Below are 24,111 nucleotides of genomic sequence, written 5' to 3'. Positions count from 1 at the left end.
GCTGACTGATGACAACGCAATATGGTTTTTACATCGATTCCAGCCGTTGTACAGGGTGTAAAACGTGCGAGCTGGCTTGCAAAGACTTTAAAAATTTATCACCGGATGTCAGCTTTCGACGTATTTACGAATACGCTGGCGGTGATTGGCAGCAGGATAACGGGACATGGCACCAGAATGTGTTCGCTTACTACCTGTCTATCGCCTGTAACCACTGTAGTGACCCCGCCTGCACCAAGGTGTGTCCGAGTGGTGCCATGCATAAGCGTGATGATGGATTTGTGGTGGTCAACGAAGATATCTGTATCGGTTGCCGCTACTGCCATATGGCCTGCCCTTACGGCGCGCCGCAATATGATGCTGAAAAAGGGCACATGACCAAGTGCGACGGTTGTTACGAACGGGTGGCGGTAGGGAAGAAACCTATCTGCGTCGATTCCTGTCCATTGCGCGCATTGGATATGGCCCCTATCGATGAATTACGCGAAAAATACGGTGATTTAGCTGAAATTGCGCCTCTGCCTGCCGCTCACTTCACGCTGCCGAATATCGTACTGAAACCTAATGCCAACAGCCGCCCGGTCAGAGATACCACCGGTCATCTGGCAAATCCGAAGGAGGTATAACATGGGCACAGGATGGCATGAATGGCCACTAATGGTCTTTACCGTACTGGGGCAGTGTGTGGTCGGGGGCTTTATTGTGCTCGGTCTGGCACTGATATTCGGTGGTTTGAGTCGTGGGCAACAACAGCGGGTTCACCGCAGCATGTTTGTGCTTTGGGTACTGATGGCACTGGCTTTTATCGCTTCTACACTGCATTTAGGTTCGCCAATGAGGGCGTTCAACTCATTGAATCGGATCGGTGAGTCCGCACTGAGTAATGAGATTGCCGCTGGTTCGCTGTTCTTTGCAGTAGCCGGTTTTTACTGGTTGTTGGCGGTGTTGGATAAAATGCCTGCCGCGCTTGGCAAGATCTGGCTGGTGGTGGCGATGGTGCTGGGTGTGCTCTTTGTCTACGCCATGTGCCGGGTCTATTCTATTAATACGGTACCGACGTGGGACAGTATTTATACCCCACTGGGCTTTGTCCTGACCATGTTTATCGGTGGCCCGCTACTGGGTTATCTGTTACTGCAATTGGCTGATGTTAATGGCCGGGCGATGTTACAACTGCCGATGATCAGCGTATTGGCACTGATTATCAGTGTGGCCAGTGTCATTATGCAGGCGGCGAGTTTGCCGATGATTTATAGCTCGGTGCAGCAAGCTTCAGCGCTGATCCCCGATTATGGCTCATTGATGGTATGGCGGTTAGTGCTGCTGGTGTTGGGGCTTGGCTGCTGGATTTGCCCGTTGATCAGAGGCCGTCGCCCGATGACGCTGGTGATGGTTTTGGGCACGTTACTGGTTATTGCCGGTGAGTTGATTGGCCGTGGAGTGTTCTACGGGTTACATATGACGGTCGGTATGGCGGTTGGGGGCTAATTCCCAGACGGCGGCGACATTTTGCCATTCTGGGGCTATGCAGTGCCGTGTTATGTACTGATGTACACTCCACGGGCTATGCTTGTACATTCAATGACTTGTACATTCAATGGCTTGTACACTGAGGAGCGCCCAGAATGGCTTTGCTCGCTATGCCTTTGGCGCTCTAAAAACCAAGGTCATACAGGGACGAACAATATGATCGTAACAATATGGTTATAACCATATGGTCATAACAACATGGTCGTAAGAAAATGATTAAAACAGATATGACTTATCAAGACATTGTTTATCAAGACATTGTTTATCAAAAAATCGTACTAACGGGGCGGGTGCTGGGTGCGCTTTTTTATTGTGAACCGGATAGCGCGGAGTGCCGTGATATTGTGGTGCAATTGCGTAATGGCACATGGGCCGCTGAATGGCCTTATGGCAGTGAAGACGAATTGATGTCAATTGCGGCATTACTGGCGGCAGATCAATCAACTGATCATCAGTCAGCAGCAACCCCGTTAGCAGAAACATTAGAAGAAGCCTGGCAACGGCTGTTTATTGGCCCTTATGCCTTGCCTGCGCCGCCTTGGGGATCCGTTTATCTGGATAAAGACATTGTGCTGTTTGGCGATTCCACGCTAAAACTGCGTAACTGGATGCTGCAACGGCACGTTGAAGTCACATTGAAGCAGCAGGAGCCTGAAGATCATTTCGGTTTATTGATGATGATGGCGGCCTGGCTGGCAGAGCATCAGCCGGTAGATCTCCCGGTTTTGTTGGCTGATCACTTATTACCCTGGAGTTATCGTTATCTGGCGCTGTTGCAATCCGATGCCGGCCACCCGTTTTATCAAGGGTTGGCAACGTTGGCCAGCCTAACCTTGACCCATTGGCAACATGAATTGCAGGTGACACCGGCTGTGGTTGAGTTATATCGCTAAATCTGAACATCTGAACTTATTTATTCGAGAACCCACTTATTCGATAACCCGCGTGATTTTTACCGATATTACCGGTCAGGCTAATTAGTGAATCAAGGGAGGGCCAGTTTTTTGCTTGGCGGCCTCAGAAACGCTCGGGCGTGACACCGGTAATCATCTGGCTGCACCCACTGGCTGTATTCCTTAAAATGTCCCGCAAACGCGGGACAAAGAAACAGAATAATTCAGCCTCTCTTATTCGGCATCATGCGCAATAGAGTATTATCTTTCAAAACGTAGTGATGCAATAAGGCCGCAAGAGTATGAAGACCAATAACGAAATAGCTCATATTTGCCAGAAATAGATGATACGCCTTCAGTGTATCCGCCAGATCAAAATTCGCCTGCTCGGCATGGGGCATTATCAGACCAAAGGCTATCCACGAGCTTCCTCGATAGTAAAGTATAGCGATACCGATTATAGGCAACGCGATAAACAGCAAGTAAATAACCCAATGTCCTACATGCGCCAACCCTACTATCATGGGGCTAAGCTTCGGTACTATCGGCGGTGTCGGGTACCTCAGTCGTATCAATATCCTTGTTATCATCAACACCAGGATAGCGATCCCACAGGAAAAGTGGATCATTTTCATCCAGGACTGATAGCTACGAGGTGCAAACCCGCGCAACTCCATGGAGCTCCAGGCGATAATAACCAGTAATAGGACTAGCCAATGAATACCTATTTGCAGGCAGGAATACTTATTGTGCATATACTTTCCTGAGATATACCCGTCGCCCTTCACGATGCAGGGGGTTAGCTGCCCTTATTACTCGGCCCGTCCATGAGCCTCGCCTCTGCGAGGCCGCTGCAAGCAGCGTTCAAATCTGCTCCCAGCAGATTTGTCACCCCAGTCACTGAGTTATCTAAGCTCTTGGGAATTGACTCGGTTGCTGCCTACCTGCATATTGAAGTCACTTGGGTATATAATTATTTTATATAAATACCTGTCTGGAGGTATATTCAATATTCCTCTATAAATTAATAAAATTTTAACGATATCTACTATGATAGGTATTACGAATATTGATTATTTTTCCAACCGATTTTTTTACCTCCTGAATATTTCCTTCTTCCGCCCATTGTTTTGTTTTGTCTATCTGTTCCATTAGTAGGTCAAAACCATGCCGATAGTCTTTTATTTCCGGACTATCCTCGGCTTTCCCTTCAAGCTTGGGTGGGATTTTTTTTTGAGCATCAAGGGCGGCATTACGCATTTTTTCCAATGATGATTTAATAACTTTTGCATCGGTTGATGAACTTACAATACCCAAATTGGCTATCAGAATATTCATATCATCCTGAAGGCTGGCGGCAAAAGTATAACTTGTAATGAGTAATGAGAAGATTCCCGCAATCATTGGAATTTTTCGCATTATTGTTACCTCTTATATTATGACTTTATTCTATTATAAATAGAGGGGGGAAGATAAATCCCCCCTGCTGATTTAGTTGTTTTTTATATCAAAGCGATCAAGGTTCATGACTTTTTCCCATACTTTAGTAAAGTCATGAACAAATTTTTCTTTGGAATCATCAGAGGCATAAACTTCAGCAACCGCTCTGAGTTCAGGGTTCGAGCCAAAGACTAAATCGACAGAACTTGCTGTCCATTTAAGTTTTCCCGTTTTCCTGTCATATCCATCGAAATATCCTTTATCTTTAGGTGATTTAGTCCATTTGGTTGACATATCAAGCAGATTGACAAAAAAGTTGTTATTAAGCTGCCCTGGAGTATTCGTCAACACACCAGCCTTAGAACCCCCGGAGTTAACATCCAGTACACGAAGTCCACCAATAAGTACTGTCATTTCGGGCACTGTCAGTTCCAGTTTATTCGCCCGATCAATCAACGATGCGATAGGAGAAACCGTGTTTCTTTTTGCATCGTAGTAATTACGGAATCCATCTGCTGTGGGTTCCAGTACCGCAAAAGAACTGACATCAGTTTCTTCCTGAGAAGCATCTGTCCGACCAGGTGTAAATGGAATACTGATACTGTATCCCGCTTTTTTAGCTGCATCCTCAATAGCTGCATTTCCGCCTAGAACAATCAGGTCCGATAGGGATACTTTTTTACCATCGCTTCTGTCTTTATTGAAATTGTTCTGAACATCTATCAGTGCCGTCAGTACACTGTGCAGCTCTGCGGGATCGTTGACTGGCCAGTCTTTTTGTGGTGCCAGACGAATTCGGGCACCGTTATCACCGCCACGGAAATCGGTACCACGAAATGTGGATGCTGAAGCCCAAGCGGCCTTAATCAGTTTTGTATCAGATAAACCTGTCTTCAATATTTTATCTTTCAGTTCAGAAATATCCGTACTGTCAATCATCTTATAATTGGCTGCAGGAAGCGGGTCTTGCCAGATAAATGTTTCTTTAGGTACATCAGCCCCTAGATAACGCGCGGCTGGCCCCATATCACGGTGCGTCAGTTTGAACCAAGCGCGGGCAAATGCCATCTTGAATTCTTCAGGGTTTTCCAGAAAACGTGTCGTGATTTTCTTGTATTCAGGATCAACTTTTAGGGCAATATCCGTTGTGAACATCATTAAAGGATGGAGCTTAGTTGGATCGGTTGCATCCGGAACGACATTGGCTGCATCTTTAGGCTTCCATTGCCAGGCCCCTGCTGGGCTCTTGGTCAATACCCACTCATGTTTGTATAAATTACTTAAGTATTGCATCGTAAAATGCGTAGGATCGGTTGTCCATGCACCTTCCAAGCCACTGGTTATCGTGTCCTTACCATTACCTGAACCACATTTATTCGCCCATCCTAAACCTTGTTGCTCTAACCCCGCTTCACCCGGTGCTGCACCCAGGCATTTTGCAGGAGACGCTGCGCCATGCGCTTTACCGAAGGTATGCCCTCCCGCAATCAATGCCACCGTCTCCTCATCATTCATTGCCATTCCTGCAAACGCTTCACGAATATCTTTTGCTGAAGCAACTGGGTCTGGTTTACCATTTGGTCCTTCGGGGTTTACGTAAATCAACCCCATTTGTGTCGCCGCCAGCGGTTTTGGCAGCTTGCCATTTTTATCCCTGTTATCAGACAGTATCTTATTGCCTGCTCCCCAGTAGACCAGGTCGGATTGCCAATCATCCTCACGGCCTCCTGCAAATCCCAGCGTTTTAAATCCCATAGATTCAAGCGCAACATTGCCGGTAAGAACCATCAGATCACCCCATGATATCTTAGCGCCATATTTCTTTTTTATAGGCCACAGAAGCCGACGCGCTTTATCAAGGTTGGCGTTGTCTGGCCAGCTATTGAGTGGCTCGAATCTTTGCTGCCCACCATCGGCACCGCCACGGCCATCATATACGCGGTATGTTCCTGCACCATGCCATGCCATACGAATAAAAAATGGGCCATAATTACCATAATCGGCAGGCCACCAGTCTTGTGATGTGGTAAGAACTGTTTTTATATCTTTCTTTACTGCGTCAAGATCCAGTGTTTTAAACTGTTGAGCATAATTAAAATCCTTTCCGTAAGGATTGGACTCTATATTGTGTAAACGAAGTGGAGAGAGGTCGAGGCTTTTTGGTAGGTAAAAACTATCAGCATTAGATGTTTCTACTGCCCAAGCCGTAGATGTATTATTTACAATGGCGAGAGTTATTAGTACAGGTAAGATTTTTTTTAACATGTATGGATCCCCTTTAACCAAAAGGCAACTATTCTTTAGCATGATTAACTTGAAAAATACAACTCGTTAGTCCTATTAATATGATAGATTCTATCTATTATAGATAAGGTATATATAGGGATTATGGCCTGCGAATATTGCGAGTTTCTAAGAGGGAATAACAACGTCTGACAACGATGCTGATCGAATCGCAAGAATAGAAGAAGATAGGTTTCTATGAATAACTCTGTGTAACCGCCGCGATATTAATTCAAGGTGACCGCCCATGCGGCCCGAGGATAAACGCCCTTGCCAACTGCCCATTCTGAAGCGGCAGGCTTCCTTTTTCACTCTACCCCGTGAGTCTCTGCAAAAGTGCAGTTTGTTTCTAAGATATCCCTCCGCCCGTATCGACTAATTTGTGACCGACTTCTACTTTCCTTGCTCTGATATTGGACAAGGCGTGGGGCGTTTGTATTATTAGATTGAATATAAATTTAATAGTGAATATATATTCAATGCGGAGAAAAATAATGAAAAATACCCTACTGAAATCCTGTCTTACCGCAGCATTAATCTCAATGGCAGGCGTTGCTGGTGCGGCCAGTAATGGTCTGATCGCCATCATCACCCCCTCCCATGATAACCCGTTCTTTAAAGCAGAGGCTGAAGGTGCCAAAGCGAAAGCGACGGAGCTGGGATACACCACACTGGTTGCTTCGCATGATGACGATGTGAACAAACAGAACCAACTCATTGAGACTGCTATCGCCCGTAAAGCCAAAGCGATCATTCTGGATAACGCAGGCTCTGACGCGACCATCGGCCCATTGAAAAAAGCCAAAGCCGCTGGTATCCCGGCCTTCCTTATTGACCGTGAAATCAATGAAACCGGGATTGCCGTTTCTCAGATTGTCTCTAACAACTATCAGGGTGCACAGCTGGGCGCTGAGAAGTTTGTCACTCTGATGGGGGGCAAAGGTAAATATATTGAATTACTGGGGCGCGAGTCTGACACCAACGCTCATGTACGTTCGCAAGGCTATCACGACGTCATCGATGAACATAGCGACATGAAAATGGTTGCTCAACAGACGGCAAACTGGAGCCAGACTGAAGCATTCAACCGTATGGAGTCCATTTTGCAGGCTAACCCAGATATCACTGGGGTCATTTCTGGTAACGACACGATGGCATTAGGGGCCGAAGCCGCATTAAAAGCGGCGGGCCGCAATGATGTGGTGGTGGTGGGATTTGATGGCAGTGACTATGTCCGCGACTCGATCATTAGCAACGGCAATATCAAAGCCACCGTATTGCAGCCGGGTTGGGCGCAAGCGCAGATGGCCGTCGTCCAGGCCGATCAGTATCTGAAAACCGGTAAAACCGGACTGGAAGAGAAACAGCTGATGGACTGCGTATTGATTGATGAAAACAACGCTAAGAACCTGAATGTCTTTGCGCTGAAAGACTAGCCGCTACAAGCGTGTTCGCTAAAGCCAGTGCGATAAAACATCCGCTTTAGCCGTAATGAGGGGCGATATCGCCCCTCCTTTCAGGAGGCATTATGGGGTTCCGTACGATATCGAAAGCAGGCGCTTTGCTGATGATCAGTGCTGTACTGGTGGCTTGCACCGTCGTGGATTTGGATGAAAACGGCAAACCGATCCTGCCGGTCGATCCGAACGCGGTGGTCAGTGACTATAACCAGACGCCAGATAAAGTGGCGGCCACTATTTGGGCGAAAAATGTCATGCCATTTGCCAATAGCAGCGCCATCAGTTGGCAAGAGGTGAAACAACAGCAAAGCCAGCCTGCGGTCGGGAAAAATAGCCAAAGCCGCTTTGTCCGCTTTACCGGCAAGGTCGTGGCAGTAGAAACCGAAGGGCGGGAAGGGGTGATCCGTTTGGCTATCGACGGTGATGAACAGGTCTTGCAATTGGGGCCAATTGTCAAAGGCAATGCTATTCGCGATGCCTCCACCTTTATTCGCTTTGACGATTTTAAAAACCAGGTGCAATACGCCCAGCTTGCCAAGGCATTAAGTCTGCGTGCGTTGCAGGATGTGGCCAAACCCGATGCCAGTTGGATTGGGCAGCAGGTTGAGGTACTGGCGGCAGTCACATTGACGCCAACCAGCCTGAGCAATGGTGTGCCACTGAGTTTGAATAAGGAGAGCCACTGATGAACCACAGACCTGACATTGTCATGCGTGCTGAGGACATTTCGATGCGTTTTCCTGGCACATTGGCACTCGATAGCGTCAGTTACAACGTCTATCGCGGCAAAGTTAACGTCATTATTGGCGAAAACGGAGCTGGCAAATCAACACTGATGAAAATTCTGGCCGGGGTACAGCAGCAAACCTCTGGGCAAATTTACCTAAACGGGCAGAGAGTCAGCATTGCCAATACTCGCGAGGCGACGGCACTGGGCATCGGCATGGTGCATCAGGAACTGAATTTATCGGAAAACCTCAATGTGGCGGAAAATATTTTTCTTGGCCGCGAAATCCAGCAAGGTTTGAAACCGATTAATCAGGCCGCGCAGGAACGGGTTACTGAACAACTGATGGTGCGCCTTGATCAGGTCATTTCACCGCAAGAGAAAGTGTCAAACCTGAAAGTGGGCCAGCAGCAGTTGATTGAAATTGCCAAGGCACTGGCAGAGCAAGCCGATATCCTGATTTTGGATGAGCCAACCTCAGCTCTCAGTAAAACGGAGGTTGATATCCTGTTCCGTGTGATCCGCGAACTCACTCGGCAAGGGGTTTCCATCATTTATATTTCCCACCGATTGGAAGAATTGATGGCGATTGGCGATTACATCACTATTTTACGCGATGGGCGCTTTCAGGCTGAAGCCGCAGTAAAAGACATTGATGTGCCGTGGATTGTTCGTGAAATGCTGGGTAGCGATCCGGTTTCCAGCTTCCTTCGTCCGGGGCGTACCTTTGGTGAACCAATGATGGAGGTGGAAGATGTCACCTTCATCAATGAATCCGGTAATACCGTGGTTAATCATGTCTCATTGCACGTCCGGGCAGGCGAGATTGTCGGTATTTATGGCCTGATGGGGGCGGGCCGTACCGAATTGTTCGAGTGTTTACTGGGCACGCAACAAAACTATCTTGGCACCGTTCGGCTCAATGGCACGGTCATGAATGCCAAAACCTCCACCGCAGAGCGTATCCGCCTTGGGATGAGCCTGGTGCCGGAAGACCGCAAAAAAGCCGGGATTTTCCCTGTCTCATCGGTTGCCTGTAATTTGACCATCTCCAGCTTATGGCGTCGGCTGAAACACCGCTTTGCTATCTGGCAGGAGAGTGAAGCGCAGGTGGTGGTGGCGACTATCGGTGATCTGTCGATCAAAGTTTCTTCACCCGATGTCGAAATTCAGGCACTCAGCGGGGGCAATCAGCAAAAAGTGGTCATTGGCCGCTCGTTACTGACCAGCCCGAACATTTTGCTGCTGGATGAACCGACGCGTGGCATTGATGTTGGCGCAAAAGCAGATGTGTTTGAAATGATGGTGAAACTCTCTGAGCAGGGGATCGGCATTCTGTTTTCCACCTCCGACCTAAAAGAAATTATGGCGGTATCCGACCGCATTCTGGTGATGTCGAACGGCAAACTGACGGCGAATTTATCCCGTCAATCGGCCAGTGAATCGGCATTGGTTACAGCAAGCGCACAAGGGTTTGAATGATGAAAGCAACAACTGGCACTGCGTTGGCGAGTCACCAGCCCGGTGGAGCGTCATGGTCACGGGAAAATATGCTGCTGCTTCTGTTAAAGATGCGCACCTTTATTGCCCTGTTTCTGATCCTGGGCTTCTTTTCAATCATGGTCCCTGGGTTCTTAGCCACGGGTAGTTTGATCATCATGGTGAAGCATATTGCGATTAATGCCTTCCTCGCACTGGGCATCACCTTCGTCATTATTACCGCCGGTATCGATCTCTCCATCGGCGCGACGCTGGGCCTGTGCGGCATGATTGCCGGTTGGATGATCACCCAAGGCATTGTCTTGCCGATGTTTGGCATCGCTATCTTTCCCAGTGTTTGGGTCGTGGTTCCGGTGGTGTTGGTTATCGGAGCACTCATTGGTGCGGTTAATGGCTGGATCATTACTCGCTACAACGTCGCCCCGTTTATTTGCACCCTTGGCACCATGTATGTGGTGCGTGGTGCCTCGATGCTGATCTCTGGCGGCGAAACCTTCCCCGGCCTACAGGGCAACCCGCAACTGGGCAATACCGGTTTTGACCTGCTGGGATCAGGAACGCTATTGGGTCTGCCGATCGCCATCTGGATCATGTTCATTCTGGCGCTGGTGATTGCTTATGTTGCCCGCCGCCTCCCGTTTGGCCGCCATGTTTATGCTATTGGGGATAACGAACGGGCCGCTGAACTTTCTGGCGTCAAAGTGCGTCAGGTGAAAATCTGGGTTTACACCCTATCTGGCTTCTGTGCTGCGATAGCGGGGATTATCGTGTCTGCCCAACTGGTTGCCAGCCACCCGGCCAATGGTAGTGGCTTCGAAATGAATGCCATCGCCGCGGTTGTTCTGGGCGGGACATCACTGGCTGGGGGGCGGGGTACCATTCTGGGTACGCTGATTGGCGCTTTTGTTATCGGCATCTTGGCTGATGGGCTGGTGATGATGGGCATCAGTGAATTCTGGCAAATGGTGATCAAAGGCATCGTGATTATCGTGGCCGTGATTATTGATCAGATGCAAAACCGGATGCAGCACAAAGCGGCGATTGTGTCGCAAAAAGTGACCGCTATGCCCTCTGATGCCGTCCCTCAGGTGGTAAAAAGTGAGTAACGGCCAGGTCATGCGTAAATAACGGCTAAAGGACTGAACGGCTCGAATTGAGATGAACTGAATAACAGGCCACTGCATAGGGCAGTTTGAGTGTGGTGAGTCACAAAACACTGAAGACGTTATACCGGAGGGAGATCTCCGGACAGGCTTGATGAAAGCTATTTTTTAGCCCTATCAAGAATAAATATTCGGTAATGAGTAAAAATTCAAGTGAGGTAATATCATGAATCCGTATTCACTGTCAATCGATGAGCTGGTGAGAAAGGCGCGGGCTATCCGACGCCGTATTGTCCTGCTTAATGCGAACAGCCCCGCAGGTGGGCATACCGGTGCTGATCTTTCGCAGGTAGAGATTCTGACGGCACTCTATTTTCGCATCCTCAATTGTGCGCCGGAGAGGCTTACGGATCCTGAGCGCGATATTTATGTGCAATCTAAAGGCCATGCGGTTGGCGGCTATTATTGCTGTCTGGCCGAAGCCCTCTATTTCCCAGAAGAGTGGTTGGCGACTTATCAACGTGCTGACTCTCATCTGCCAGGCCATCCGGTAAAACATAAGACACCGGGTATAGAACTCAATACCGGGGCTTTAGGGCACGGTTTACCGGTGGCAGTCGGTATCGCACTGGCAGCAAAACGCGCTAACAGCAAACGTCGGGTCTTTGTCCTGACAGGCGATGGTGAATTGGCCGAAGGCAGTAACTGGGAAGCCGCGTTAGTAGCTGCTCACTATCAATTAGACAATTTGGTGATCATCAACGACAAAAATAAACTCCAATTGGCAGGGACCACTAAATCAATTATGAACACCGATCCACTGGCAGATAAATGGCGGGCATTTGGTCTGCAAGTCACTGAATGCCGTGGGAATGATATGCAATCGGTGGTGGAAACATTGGAGACATTACAACAAAACGGTAAACCCAATGTGGTGATCGCCAACACCGAAAAAGGTGCGGGGATCTCGTTTATTCAAGGGCGTGTGGAGTGGCACCACCGGGTGCCGAAAGGTGCTGAAATTGATCTGGCGCTGGAGGAATTAAACGATGAGTAATGCAGAACATTTGGCCTCAGTGATGGTCGAGCAGTTTATCAAGGCGGTCGATAACGGGGTTGATTTGGTCCCCGTGGTTGCTGACTCTACTTCAACGGCAAAAATCGGGCCGTTTATCACGCGCTTCCCTGATCGAGTGGTCAACGTTGGGATTGCCGAACAAGCGATGGTAGGCATGGCGGTCGGTCTATCCATGGGGGGAAAAATTGCGGTGACCTGTAATGCCGCACCGTTTCTGATTTCGCGTGCTAACGAGCAGTTGAAAATTGATGTTTGTTACAACAACAGCAATGTAAAACTGTTTGGTTTGAACTCCGGTGCCAGCTACGGGCCACTGGCCAGTACGCATCACTGTATCGATGACATCGCCATCCTACGTGGCTTCGGTAATATCGAAATCTACGCCCCTGCTGATCCACAGGAGTGCCGTCAGATCATTGAGTATGCGTTGGCCCATCAGGGACCGGTATATATTCGGTTGGATGGCAAAGCGTTACCGCCACTGCATGATGAGCATTATCGATTTGCTCCCGGTCAAATTAATGTCTTGCAAGAGGGACGGGATATTGCTCTGGTCGCGATGGGATCTACAGTACATGAAGCGGTCAGCGCGGCAGCCATACTGGCAGACAACAATATTTCTGCTGCGGTGGTCAACGTTTCCTCTATCCGCCCGTGTGATACTCAGCAACTGTTCGCCATCCTCCAACAGAGTCAGCGGGTGATTACCATAGAAGAGCACAATATTAATGGCGGCGTGGGTAGCCTGGTAGCAGAAGTGTTGGCTGAGGCGGGGAGTGGTACTCCATTAGTGAGACTGGGTATTCCTGACGGCGGTTATGCGATTGCCGCTGATCGGGCTGAGATGCGAGCCTATCATGGTTTTGATGCGGCAGGCATTGTGGCCCGTGCTCTGCGGTTTTGCCGAGGGGAATAACAATGTCAACGCCAATCATTCTGGCTATTGATGAAGGGACAACCAACGCCAAGGCCATTGCGGTAGATCGCGCCGGGCGGATTCTGGCAAAAGCATCGGTACCATTACAACTGGAGCATCCTCAGCCCGGCTGGGCAGAACAGGATCCGCTGGCGATTTGGCTGGCGGTTTCTCAGGCGGTTGAGGGGTGCCTAAATCAATTGGCGGGCGCACAGGTGGCGGGGATTGCCATCAGTAATCAGCGTGAATCGGTACTGATTTGGGAACGGGAAACCGGCACGCCGCTCACGCCAGTCGTAAGCTGGCAGTGCCGTCGTTCAGAGGCTTTCTGTCTGGCTTTGCGCCAATTACCGGCTGCGGCGATGATTGCGGAACGGACTGGATTGCAGATTGATCCCCTGTTTCCTGCGGCCAAAATTCACGGCATGTTGGCGCAGATCCCCCATGGCGCTGAACGTGCCGCTCACGGTGAGCTGTGTGTTGGCACTCTTGATTGCTGGCTGACCTGGCAGTTTAGCGAAGGGCAAAGTTTCTCGACTGACTTCTCTAATGCGGCCCGAACCCAGCTGTTTAATATCCATTTAGGCCAATGGGACCCCGATTTGCTGGCGCTGTTTGGTATCCCAAGTCTTTGCCTGCCAGCCGTCTTACCCTCGGCATCCATCCACGGACACACCGCGTGCACCGGTATTATCGGCTTGGCGCAGGGCGTGCCTATCGTGGCACAAATTGGTGATTCGCACGCCGCGCTGTACGGACAAGGCGGCGACCAGGCCGGTGAAATCAAAGCCACTTATGGCACCGGTTCATCTCTAATGACGACCCTAAAACAGGCCAGTGCACAAAGCTACGGCTTAAGCACCACCATTGCCTGGCATGACGGCGAATTACGCTATGCCCTTGAAGGTAACATCACTCATACCGGCTCGGGTGTGGCATGGGTCTCGCGCATGTTAGGTATCAGTGACTTGTCACGTCTGACTGATATGGCACAAAGCCAATCAGGCAATCAAGGCGTCTATTTTGTACCGGCATTATCAGGACTGGGTGCGCCTTATTGGGACAGTCAGGCACGTGGTTTGTTCTGTGGCCTGACGGATGCCACGACACCGGCAGTACTGGCGCGGGCAGCGCTTGAATCGGTCGCCTATCAAATAGCCGATGTCTTTTTTGCGATGGAGAACGCGGCCCATCATCGCCTTGAACGGCTGCGAGTTGATGGTGGCGCGACCAGTAATCGCTGGCTGATGCAATTTCAGGCCGATTTATTACAGCGCACACTGATACGTAATCACACCGCAGAAGTGTCAGCGCTGGGTGCCGCTTATTTGGGAGGGAAAACCCTTGGCTGGTGGCAGGATAGCCAGCAACTGGCTACGCTCCCCCGTGAAGTGGAATACATCGAACCGCGCATTCAAAGTGCGGAGATGCAAGATAACTATAGCCTCTGGCAAACGGCCATCGCGCGTGCGCGTTTTCAGCCGAAATAACCCACACTAGGAGTAAGCATATGTCAGCAATACCTCGCAAGTTAACTTTTGCGGTGATTATCGGCAATCGGGGGTTCTTCCCAAGCTATCTGGTGAGCGACGCGCGCCGGGATGCTCAGGCGCTCTTTGACCGGCTGGGGATTAACATCATTATGCTTAATGAAGAGCAAACGCCACTAGGTGGTGTGGAAAACTGGCGTGATGCCAAGGTGTGCGCTGAATTATTCCGTAAACACAGTGAAGAGATCCATGGTGTAGTCGTTATTCTGCCTAATTTTGGCGATGAAAAAAGTGTCTCTGATGCTATTCGTTTATCTGGACTGAAAGTGCCGGTTCTGGTACAGGCAGAGGAAGATTCGCTGGATAAAATGGGGCTGGCAACCCGTCGTGACAGCTTCTGCGGCAAGATTTCACTGTGTAATAACCTGCGCCAATATGGCATTCCTTTCACATTGACCAAACAGCATGTCTGTAGCTTGAACAGTGAGATATTCAGCCGTGATGTCGAGCAGTTTGTGCAATTGTGCCGTGTCGTACATGCCATGAAGCGGGTGCGGGTTGGGGCTATTGGTGCCCGGCCAACTAACTTTAATACCGTACGCTATAGCGAGAAGCTATTGGAGAATTTGGGGATTACGGTAGAAACCCTCGATTTATCCGAGGTGTTTTTCCGGGTGGCTAACCTCAGTGATAACGATATCCGTGTCGGCGAAAAACTGGCATTACTGAAAGCCAATGGTGATACCAGCGCCATTCCACAAGACAAACTGCATAAAATGGCGAAGTTGTTTGTGGTGATCAGTGAATGGATTATTGCCAATGACATTGATACTACGGCAATGCAATGTTGGACGTCATTACAGCAGAACTTGGGGATCAACGTCTGTTCCATTATGAGCGTGATGTCGGGGCAATTGATGCCAAGTGCCTGTGAAGTGGATGTGATGGGTGCATTATCGATGTATGCGTTGGCCAGTTGCTCGCTGGCACCGGCATCCATAGCCGACTGGAATAATAACTTTGGTGCTGAACGAGATAAATGTGTGTTGTTCCATTGTGGCAACTTTGCCAGTGAAAGTTTGGAGAGTTCAACCATGGGTACCGCTGATATTATCGGGACAACTGTGGGGTGTGAGAATACCTGTGGCGCAGTTCATGGCCGGATGAAGTCTGGGCCATTGACCTATTTCCGCCTATCTTCTGACGATTTCACGGGGCAGGTCCGGGCTTATGTCGGCGAAGGGCGCTCTGTCAGTGATGAGTTGAATACAGTGGGCTGCCGCGCAGTGGTGGAAGTACCACAGTTGGAAAGTTTGCTCACGCATATTTGCAACAACGGTTTTGAACACCATGTGGCGATGAACCATTCAGCTACTGCTCAGGTCCTGCAAGAAGCATTCAGTAAATATCTGGGCGTTGATTGCTACTGGCATGGGAGGCCGTGAAACTGAGGCCCACAGCCTGTGATGGGGCAATTAGATAATCCGCGGCGTAACACGCTAGTTGTCTATACCCTAAAATAACGAGGCTAATGGCACCTGGATCACGATACAAAGCCAGACTGCTGACAAACCTCGATGATTCGATCTTGAACGGTGAGGATAGGCAGAAAAGTAAAGTGTCCGCCCCATGGCTGGGGCTGTTAACTAATATGTTGGCAGGGGGCTAGAGTAATGTTTCTGCGGTCAATCGGTCGGTAATCAGCACATCAATGTAGTTACCGGTCAGTGCGCCCCGAATAGCAGCACTTTTCTCTATCCCCCCTGCCAGTGCTACGACCCGTGGACACGCCCGCAATTGTGGTAATGACATTCCAATGACCGGGTCTTCCTCATCGCTGAGTACCGCGTTACCCGCCGCATCAAAATAATGTAAACACAAATCCCCCACAGCCCCGCGTTCGGCCAGTAATTTCAGCATCTCTTCATGATAATAGTTACCGGAATTTTTCAGTAATTGGGAGGGTTCCAGAACACCGACCCCCACTAATGCCAGATCAACTTCGGCAAATTTATTCACGACATCGGCCACTTCACCACTGGATATCAGGCGGGCACGATCCTCAGTAGAACGTTCAATGCTTTGTGCGGGCAGGAGATAGGCAGGGCAATTTAAAATATTTGCCAATGATTGAGTCAACAATGTGGCCTGCACGTTGCCATTAGGGCCAACACCTCCAAGCAATTGAATCACGCCGCTGGTTTTGATATTGAGGGGATGAAGGTTATCGACCATTGCCCGGATGGTGCTGCTCCATGAAGAAATACCCACCATATCGTTTGGACGAATACTGGTTTGCATATAATGGGCGGCAGCTGAGCCAATAGCCTGTTTTATCTGTGCGGGGCTGGCGTCATCGGTAATATCCACCACAATAGCCTGATCTATACCATAGTGTTTTTGAATACGTGATTCGATACCAATAAACATATTAGCGGGTTGAATCACACTGATTTTAACCACACCTTCTTTGACACAACGAGTTATCGCACGAGACACGAAGGATTGAGATAAATGCAGACTATCAGCAATCTCGGATTGCTTCATACCTTCGGTGTAATACAACGTGGCAATCTTTACCAGTAACCGTTGTTCATCTTGTCTTGACATGGTTCCATCCCGCTGAAGACCTCATGCTGGTATTTTTATTCAATGCTGAATAAATAACAAGCAGTACTCGATTTGCCTGTAGCCCAACCGCATATTATTGGCAGTGGTGCTGAGTGATGACCCCGCTGAATCAAGGTTACCAGTAATGTACTGAGGAAGAACGACGCTTACTTTGATAGGTATCATATTATTTTGCGACGCAACCCTGGTGTGTAATTAAATGTAAACCACATCATTGTGAGTGAGGTGATGAAGTTGTGTCGGCGTCAGGTATGTTGCCCTCCGGGGTGCTAATGGTTGCGGGTTGCTCTGGTGGTGGCATAACGTCGTGGATCATCTGCTCGTCAAAGCAGGGGTTCAATGCAGATGATAGCGGCGAACTGACCAGGCAATCGGGGATCGTCATGTGAGGTACTGGCGCATCATTAACAAATTCGTCTTGGTCCTGTTTTACGGTTCTGCTTAGCGCTATCAGGCCTAAGCCGCAGAGAGAAAAGAATGCATATAGGATATTCCCTCCCAATGGTGCAATCAGTGCGCCTACGACGAGAGGCCCAATACTGGCACCGACACCAAATGACATTAATAAACACGCCGCGAGTGAGACCCGCCTTTCTGGTTCAATCAGGTCATTGGCGAGTGCGACGACCAGCGGATAAAGCGTGAACTGCAACAGACTGACGACAAAGCCCAAACAGAGTAGGAATCGGAAAGAAATATTGGGTATCAGTGCCAGCGGTAATGCAGTTAATGCCAGTAAGAGTGCGTTAATTCGGATCAATTGCGTCCGGTTATAGCGGTCTGATAACCAACTGAGTGGAAATTGGGCCACAAGGCCGGCAAAGATAGATAATGCCATAAACAAGCCCGTCTCCTGTGTTGAGAGGGATTGTAAGCTGCTATAAACCGGAGCCAAACCATAAAACGAGCCAACAATCATGCCGATAACCAATGTTGACGCCAGTATTTTGGGGATCGAACTGACAAAAAATTTCAGCTCCATCGGTGCCGGGGACATTTGCTGAGCATTACTGCGTGTTGTCAGTGCAACAGGTACCAAACAGAGCGCAAAAAAGAGGGCAATAATCATTAAGGTAATCAGCCCCAGCGCAGGCTGAAACATAAGCACCACCTGGCCCAAGGCTAGCCCCGCATAGGTGGCCGCCATATAAAAACCAAATACTGCGCCACGCTGATTCGATGCCGCCTGATCATTAAGCCAGCTTTCCAGCACCATAAACTGGCACATCATGCAGAGGCCAATAATCAAGCGCAGAACCACCCATATGGGGATATATTCAGTAAGCCCATGACTTAATACGGCAGCGGTAATAATACCGGCACAGGCGACATAAGCGCGAATATGGCCGACTCTGGCGATCAGGAAATGACCGACTTTGCCACCGATAACCAGACCGATGTAATTAGCGGCAATGATAGCTCCGATTAATAGTGCTGAAACGTTGAACGCGGTTAAACGTAGCGAAATATAGGTGGTCAATAAACCTGAACCTAATAGCATCAATACCGTTGCGCTATAAAGTGGGAAGAAGGTATTAAGAGTTTTTTTCACGCTATTGTCCTTAGTTTCTCATCGCGGATAAATTACTGGCACCGCAGATGTCACTGTCGCCTCTTATTTTGTTGATAAGAAAGGCGATCATGAATTTTTAGTCCCTTCTACAAAGGGTTTTCTCCCCTCTCACCGCTATTCGCTCGGCTCTTTTGATACTAACAGCTAAGCCCCACAGGTAAAGCTTTGTACGGGAAAGTACTTATTTTCATTACATGCTGCGAGGTGTTTCGCATAACTGAGTGTGGTTGCTATCGCAAGCTAAAGAAGTGCTACTATCGGCAGCAAGAAATTTATTTAGAATGGGGGGCAACAATGAGCGAAGGACAACTACGTCAACTCAGTATTGCGGTTGGGCATAAGTTAAAAGAACACGGGGCATGGGTGACCTGTGCAGAATCCTGTACCGGGGGGTGGGTAGCCAAAGCCCTGACGGATATTGCTGGCAGCTCTGCTTATTTTGACCGCGGTTTTGTCACCTACAGCAATACGGCAAAGCATGATTTACTGGGTGTATCTGAAACGACCTTGGCGCGTTATGGTGCGGTGAGTGAAGCCGTGGTACGTGAAATGGCAATGGGGGCATTGAAACAAGCCAATGCAGACTTTGCTGTTTCCATCAGTGGGATTGCGGGGCCTGATGGTGGCAGTACAGATAAACCGGTAGGCACTGTCTGGTTTGGCTTTATCTCACGCGAAGGGCCAATTAGTGCAAAAAAACAACATTTTTACGGTGATCGTGACTCAGTACGGTTGCAAGCAGCTGTTTTCGCACTACAAACACTAATCGATGACTTTCTGTAAAAATAGGCTTGATACTGTATGATTGTACAGTATAATTAGCTGTAATTTCTTGTACAAAATAACATTCAGTGGCGATGGTAGGGGCAACCCTGGCATACCAGAGAGGGAATAAAAATGGCTATTGATGAGAATAAACAAAAGGCGTTAGCAGCAGCACTCGGCCAAATTGAAAAACAATTCGGTAAAGGCTCTATTATGCGCCTTGGCGAAGACCGCTCAATGGATGTTGAAACCATCTCTACCGGTTCCCTTTCCCTTGATATTGCACTGGGGGCTGGTGGCTTGCCAATGGGGCGTATCGTTGAGATTTATGGCCCAGAGTCATCAGGTAAGACGACTCTGACATTACAGGTTATCGCCTCCGCACAGCGTGAAGGCAAAACTTGTGCATTTATCGATGCCGAACATGCCCTTGACCCAATCTATGCCAAGAAATTGGGCGTAGATATTGATAACCTGCTGTGTTCTCAGCCCGATACTGGCGAGCAGGCACTGGAAATCTGTGATGCGCTGACTCGCTCTGGCGCGGTTGACGTTATTATCGTTGACTCCGTAGCGGCATTGACACCAAAAGCTGAAATTGAAGGTGAAATTGGCGACTCTCACATGGGCCTTGCGGCGCGTATGATGAGTCAGGCTATGCGTAAGCTGGCGGGTAACCTGAAGAATGCGAATACCTTACTGATTTTTATCAACCAAATCCGCATGAAAATTGGCGTGATGTTTGGTAACCCAGAAACCACTACCGGCGGTAACGCTCTTAAATTTTATGCCTCTGTACGTCTGGATATCCGCCGTATTGGTGCAGTAAAAGAGGGTGATGTGGTCGTGGGAAGTGAAACCCGCGTTAAAGTCGTTAAAAACAAGATTGCTGCGCCATTCAAACAAGCTGAATTCCAGATCCTTTATGGCGAAGGCATCAATATCAATGGCGAACTCGTTGATTTGGGTGTTAAACATAAACTGATCGAGAAAGCTGGTGCATGGTATAGCTACAACGGTGACAAAATTGGTCAGGGTAAAGCCAATGCCAGCAACTATTTAAAAGAAAATCCAGCCATTGCTGCTGAGTTAGATAAAAAACTGCGTGAAATGCTACTCAATGGCGGCAATGGTGAGCAACCTGTTGCTGCGGCGGCAGTAGAATTCGCCGATGGTGCAGATGAAACCAACGAAGAGTTTTAGTTCGCAAGTTTAACAAGTTAGAGTAAACAAACAGACCGTCACTTGTGGCGGTCTGTTTGTTTGAGTAAATAACATCAGTAAGTGATTTGAACGCTGCTTGCAGTGGCCTAGTAATGAGCGCAGCTAACACCGCTGTAGCGGCAAGTAAGAAGGGTATATGAATGACCAGTTAAGTCGCGCAATGAGACTACTCTCCCAGCGTGACCATAGTGAATCTGAACTGCGTCGCAAGCTTGCGGTACCGCCATTTTCGGCAAAAGGGAATTGGGGAAAGGGTTCAGGTGGTAAAAGCAGTGATGTAGTTGAAAGCAATCTAGTTGAAAGCAATCTAGTCGAAAATAAGCTAGTTGAAAGTAATGCAATTGAAGAGAGTGATCCTCAGGTTATCGAGCAGGTTATTGACTATTGTTATCAACACAATTGGTTGGATGATTCCCGTTTTGCCGTCAGTTATATTAAGAGTCGTAGCCGTAAAGGATATGGCGTACAGCGTATCCGTTCAGAACTGATGCAAAAAGGTGTCGATAAAGAACGAATTCTGGCTGCTTTTGAGAACAGTGAAATCGACTGGTGCCAACTGGCAAAAGAGGTCGCCCAGCGTAAATTTAGTGAAACTTTACCTGTTGAATGGAAAGAAAAGGCTAAAGTTCAGCGTTATCTCCTCTATCGTGGCTTCTTCCAAGAAGAAATTCAGTCGATTTACACTGATTCTGTCGAATGAATGCACGTGGGATTTTACTTCCTTCTGAAGAAAATTTATCTTATTCCAACTTTTGTTCGTGAGCTTATCCATTGCGTTGTCGCGAATCTGTACACGATTTGCTCACGGGCCATCCTTTTAGCTTGATTTCAGGACAATTATGAGCAAGAGCACCGCTGAGATCCGTCAAGCGTTTCTCGATTTCTTCCATAGCAAGGGACACCAGGTTGTATCAAGCAGCTCTTTGGTCCCTAATAATGACCCTACGCTGTTGTTTACCAATGCCGGGATGAACCAGTTTAAGGACGTTTTCTTAGGTTTGGATAAACGGGCCTATTCCCGTGCGACGACCTCTCAGCGCTGCGTGCGAGCGGGTGGTAAGCATAACGACCTGGAAAACGTAGGTTATACCGCACGTCATCATACTTTCTTCGAAATGTTGGGTAACTTCAGCTTCGGCGATTACTTCAAGCATGATGCTATCAACTTCGCTTGGGAGTTACTGACCAGTGAACAGTGGTTTAATTTACCAAAAGAAAAACTTTGGGTAACGGTATACGAGACCGATGACGAAGCCTATAACATCTGGGCTAATGAAGTCGGTGTTCCTCATGAGCGTATCATCCGTATCGGTGATAACAAAGGTGGTGCCTTTGCCTCAGATAACTTCTGGCAAATGGGTGACACCGGCCCTTGTGGCCCATGTTCAGAGATTTTCTTTGACCATGGTGATCATATATGGGGGGGCCCGCCAGGATCTGCAGAAGAAGATGGCGATCGCTATATCGAGATCTGGAATATCGTCTTTATGCAGTTTAACCGTCAGTCTGACGGCACGATGCTGCCATTGCCTAAGCCATCGGTTGATACTGGCATGGGGCTGGAGCGTATTGCTGCGGTATTACAGCATGTTAATTCTAATTATGAGATTGACCTGTTCCGCGATTTGATTACTGCAGTCGCAGATGTCACGGGAGCGACGGATCTGTCCAGCAAATCGTTGCGGGTTATTGCTGATCACATTCGCTCTTGCGCTTTCTTGATTTCAGATGGTGTGATCCCATCGAATGAAAACCGTGGCTATGTCTTACGCCGTATTATTCGCCGTGCAATTCGCCACGGGAATATGCTGGGTGCAAAAGAGACTTTCTTCTACAAACTGGTTGCTCCCTTGATCGCGGTTATGGGGCCTGCTGCTGCTGAGTTAAAGCAACAGCAAGCGATGGTAGAACAAGTATTAAAGACGGAAGAAGAACAGTTCGCCAGGACGTTAGAGCGTGGTCTGGCGCTGCTTGATGATGAGCTCAGCAAGCTTACCGGCGATACCCTTGATGGAGAAACGGCTTTCCGCTTGTACGATACCTACGGCTTCCCTGTTGATCTAACGGCAGATGTTTGTCGCGAACGTAACCTGAAAGTCGATGAAGCTGGTTTTGAGCAAGCAATGGAGGCTCAGCGTCGTCGGGCCCGTGAATCCAGTGGTTTTGGCGCAGATTATAACAGCCTGATCCGTGTTGATAGCGCAAGCCAATTTTCTGGTTATGACCATGTGCAACAACACGCGACGGTTACCGCTCTATTCCGTAATGGCGAGGCTGTTGATGAGATTCACGCGGGTGAAGAAGCCGTTGTCGTACTGAATCGGACACCATTCTACGGTGAATCAGGCGGGCAGGTTGGCGATAAAGGGGAGCTGAAAAATGCGACTGCAACCTTTAGCGTTACTGATACTCAGAAATATGGTCAGGCTATCGGGCATGTAGGAATATTGACTACCGGTACGTTACGGGTTAACCACAGCGTCGAAGCATTGGTTGATGTTGTGCGTCGTAACCGCATTCGTCTGAATCACTCCGCGACCCACTTATTGCATGCTGCGTTGCGTAACGTCTTAGGCGAGCATGTGGCCCAGAAGGGGTCACTGGTTAATGACAAATATCTGCGCTTTGACTTCTCCCATTTTGAAGCAATGAAGCCGGAACAAATCCGGTTGGTAGAAGATCTGGTCAATGAACAAATCCGCCGTAACATGCCGGTTCAGACCGAAGTGATGGAACTGGATGCGGCGAAAGAAAAAGGTGCGATGGCACTGTTCGGCGAGAAATATGATGACCAAGTACGTGTTCTGACCATGGGTGACTTCTCGACAGAGTTGTGTGGGGGAACTCATGCCAGCCGTACGGGGGATATAGGGTTATTCCGTATACTGACAGAATCTGGCACGGCTGCTGGTATTCGTCGCATTGAAGCCGTCACTGGCGAGGGCGCGATTGCTTTATTGCATCAGCAAAGTGACCTGTTACAGGACGTCGCTCATCTGGTGAAAGGTGATATTCATAATCTGGCAGATAAAGTCCGGGCGGTATTGGACCGCAGCAAAATGCTTGAGCGCGAGTTGCAACAGTTGAAAGATCAACAGGCGGCTCAAGAAAGTGCTTCGTTGTCCTCAAGTGCGAAACTGATCAATGGTGTGAAGCTTTTGGTCAGTCAGTTGGATAACGTTGAACCAAAAATGCTACGGACAATGGTCGATGACCTTAAAAATCAACTGGGTTCTGCCATTATCGTATTGGCCACCACAACTGATGATAAGGTAAGTTTGATTGTTGGGGTGACCAAGGACCTGACAGGTAAAGTAAAAGCGGGTGAATTAATCGCGGACATTGCTCAGCAGGTGGGCGGTAAAGGCGGTGGTCGTCCTGATATGGCTCAGGCGGGGGGGACTGATGTGCAGGCTTTGCCAGAGGCATTAGCCAGCGTAGAAGCATGGGTAGCATCCCGGATGTAAGTAATCATCTATTAAATCAACACGCCATATC

20 protein-coding genes are annotated in these 24,111 nt (G+C 48.7%); 15 read left to right on the top strand and 5 right to left on the bottom strand.

The genetic code is table 11. The features are described from left to right. Positions 1 to 8: 8 nt before the first annotated feature. The 3 genes from AC971_RS15100 to dmsD all read left to right on the top strand — a co-directional run bounded on the left by AC971_RS15100 (position 9) and on the right by dmsD (position 2,423). Complete coding sequence (locus tag AC971_RS15100) at positions 9 to 626, top strand: DMSO/selenate family reductase complex B subunit (protein WP_002209428.1); 618 nt, start codon at positions 9 to 11, stop codon at positions 624 to 626. A 1-nt stretch (position 627) separates the two neighbouring features. Beyond that, positions 628 to 1,488, top strand: coding sequence for a dimethyl sulfoxide reductase anchor subunit family protein (locus AC971_RS15095; RefSeq protein WP_025382703.1), 861 nt, complete (start codon positions 628 to 630; stop codon positions 1,486 to 1,488). 254 nt (positions 1,489 to 1,742) lie between these two features. Further along, entirely contained in the window at positions 1,743 to 2,423 is a 681-nt protein-coding gene (dmsD, locus tag AC971_RS15090) for a Tat proofreading chaperone DmsD (RefSeq protein ID WP_025382704.1), read from the top strand. A 224-nt stretch (positions 2,424 to 2,647) separates the two neighbouring features. Here the strand turns inward: dmsD and cybB are convergent, their stop codons facing one another. The 3 genes from cybB to katG all read right to left on the bottom strand — a co-directional run bounded on the left by cybB (position 2,648) and on the right by katG (position 6,128). Then, positions 2,648 to 3,178: a cytochrome b561 gene (cybB, locus tag AC971_RS15085; protein WP_025382705.1), complete on the bottom strand. Its 531-nt coding sequence runs from the start codon at positions 3,176 to 3,178 to the stop codon at positions 2,648 to 2,650. 280 nt (positions 3,179 to 3,458) lie between these two features. After that, positions 3,459 to 3,842: a cytochrome b562 gene (cybC, locus tag AC971_RS15080; RefSeq protein WP_025382706.1), complete on the bottom strand. Its 384-nt coding sequence runs from the start codon at positions 3,840 to 3,842 to the stop codon at positions 3,459 to 3,461. Positions 3,843 to 3,914: 72 nt separating this feature from the next. Beyond that, on the bottom strand, positions 3,915 to 6,128 hold the full coding sequence (gene katG, locus AC971_RS15075; RefSeq protein WP_025382707.1) for a catalase/peroxidase HPI: 2,214 nt from the start codon (positions 6,126 to 6,128) through the stop codon (positions 3,915 to 3,917). A gap of 512 nt (positions 6,129 to 6,640) precedes the next feature. Between katG and AC971_RS15070 the strand changes: the two genes are divergently transcribed. From AC971_RS15070 to AC971_RS15035, 8 genes are all read left to right on the top strand, one after another. Beyond that, a complete protein-coding gene (locus AC971_RS15070; RefSeq protein WP_025382708.1) occupies positions 6,641 to 7,582 on the top strand; it encodes a D-ribose ABC transporter substrate-binding protein in 942 nt (313 codons plus the stop codon). Between the two features lie 92 nt (positions 7,583 to 7,674). Further along, entirely contained in the window at positions 7,675 to 8,292 is a 618-nt protein-coding gene (locus tag AC971_RS15065) for a DUF2291 family protein (RefSeq protein WP_025382709.1), read from the top strand. Next, the gene (locus tag AC971_RS15060) at positions 8,292 to 9,815 is read left to right on the top strand and encodes a sugar ABC transporter ATP-binding protein (protein ID WP_025382710.1); all 1,524 of its coding nucleotides are present in this window, start codon (positions 8,292 to 8,294) and stop codon (positions 9,813 to 9,815) included. The genes AC971_RS15065 and AC971_RS15060 overlap by 1 nt, the downstream gene beginning before the upstream one ends. After that, a complete protein-coding gene (locus AC971_RS15055; protein WP_038402137.1) occupies positions 9,815 to 10,939 on the top strand; it encodes an ABC transporter permease in 1,125 nt (374 codons plus the stop codon). The genes AC971_RS15060 and AC971_RS15055 overlap by 1 nt, the downstream gene beginning before the upstream one ends. A gap of 223 nt (positions 10,940 to 11,162) precedes the next feature. Then, positions 11,163 to 11,993, top strand: a complete 831-nt coding sequence (locus AC971_RS15050) for a transketolase (protein ID WP_025382712.1) — start codon at positions 11,163 to 11,165, stop codon at positions 11,991 to 11,993. Beyond that, entirely contained in the window at positions 11,986 to 12,930 is a 945-nt protein-coding gene (locus AC971_RS15045) for a transketolase family protein (RefSeq protein ID WP_025382713.1), read from the top strand. Before AC971_RS15050 ends, AC971_RS15045 begins: the two co-directional genes overlap by 8 nt. Before the next feature lie 2 nt (positions 12,931 to 12,932). Beyond that, entirely contained in the window at positions 12,933 to 14,420 is a 1,488-nt protein-coding gene (locus AC971_RS15040) for an FGGY family carbohydrate kinase (protein WP_025382714.1), read from the top strand. Between the two features lie 20 nt (positions 14,421 to 14,440). After that, a complete protein-coding gene (locus tag AC971_RS15035; protein ID WP_025382715.1) occupies positions 14,441 to 15,865 on the top strand; it encodes an L-fucose/L-arabinose isomerase family protein in 1,425 nt (474 codons plus the stop codon). Positions 15,866 to 16,085: 220 nt separating this feature from the next. On the opposite strand, the gene AC971_RS15030 is transcribed toward AC971_RS15035, so the two are convergent. Continuing rightward, entirely contained in the window at positions 16,086 to 17,030 is a 945-nt protein-coding gene (locus tag AC971_RS15030) for a sugar-binding transcriptional regulator (protein ID WP_025382716.1), read from the bottom strand. A 232-nt stretch (positions 17,031 to 17,262) separates the two neighbouring features. Further along, complete coding sequence (locus tag AC971_RS15025) at positions 17,263 to 18,603, bottom strand: MFS transporter (protein WP_025382717.1); 1,341 nt, start codon at positions 18,601 to 18,603, stop codon at positions 17,263 to 17,265. A gap of 315 nt (positions 18,604 to 18,918) precedes the next feature. Between AC971_RS15025 and pncC the strand changes: the two genes are divergently transcribed. The 4 genes from pncC to alaS all read left to right on the top strand — a co-directional run bounded on the left by pncC (position 18,919) and on the right by alaS (position 24,080). Then, a complete protein-coding gene (gene pncC, locus AC971_RS15020) occupies positions 18,919 to 19,407 on the top strand; it encodes a nicotinamide-nucleotide amidase (protein WP_025382718.1) in 489 nt (162 codons plus the stop codon). A gap of 114 nt (positions 19,408 to 19,521) precedes the next feature. Further along, on the top strand, positions 19,522 to 20,592 hold the full coding sequence (gene recA, locus AC971_RS15015) for a recombinase RecA (RefSeq protein WP_025382719.1): 1,071 nt from the start codon (positions 19,522 to 19,524) through the stop codon (positions 20,590 to 20,592). Positions 20,593 to 20,749: 157 nt separating this feature from the next. Then, positions 20,750 to 21,313 carry a recombination regulator RecX gene (gene recX, locus AC971_RS15010; protein ID WP_025382720.1) on the top strand — a complete coding sequence of 188 codons (564 nt, stop codon included), beginning with the start codon at positions 20,750 to 20,752 and terminating at the stop codon, positions 21,311 to 21,313. A gap of 139 nt (positions 21,314 to 21,452) precedes the next feature. Beyond that, the gene (gene alaS, locus AC971_RS15005; RefSeq protein ID WP_025382721.1) at positions 21,453 to 24,080 is read left to right on the top strand and encodes an alanine--tRNA ligase; all 2,628 of its coding nucleotides are present in this window, start codon (positions 21,453 to 21,455) and stop codon (positions 24,078 to 24,080) included. Positions 24,081 to 24,111: the final 31 nt, after the last annotated feature.

It is taken from the genome of Yersinia similis (genome assembly GCF_001053095.1).
GTDB classification, from domain to species: Bacteria; Pseudomonadota; Gammaproteobacteria; order Enterobacterales; family Enterobacteriaceae; genus Yersinia; species Yersinia similis.
The sequence above is the reverse complement of the archived record's forward strand: the minus strand, read 5'-3'. Positions and strand labels throughout refer to the sequence as shown.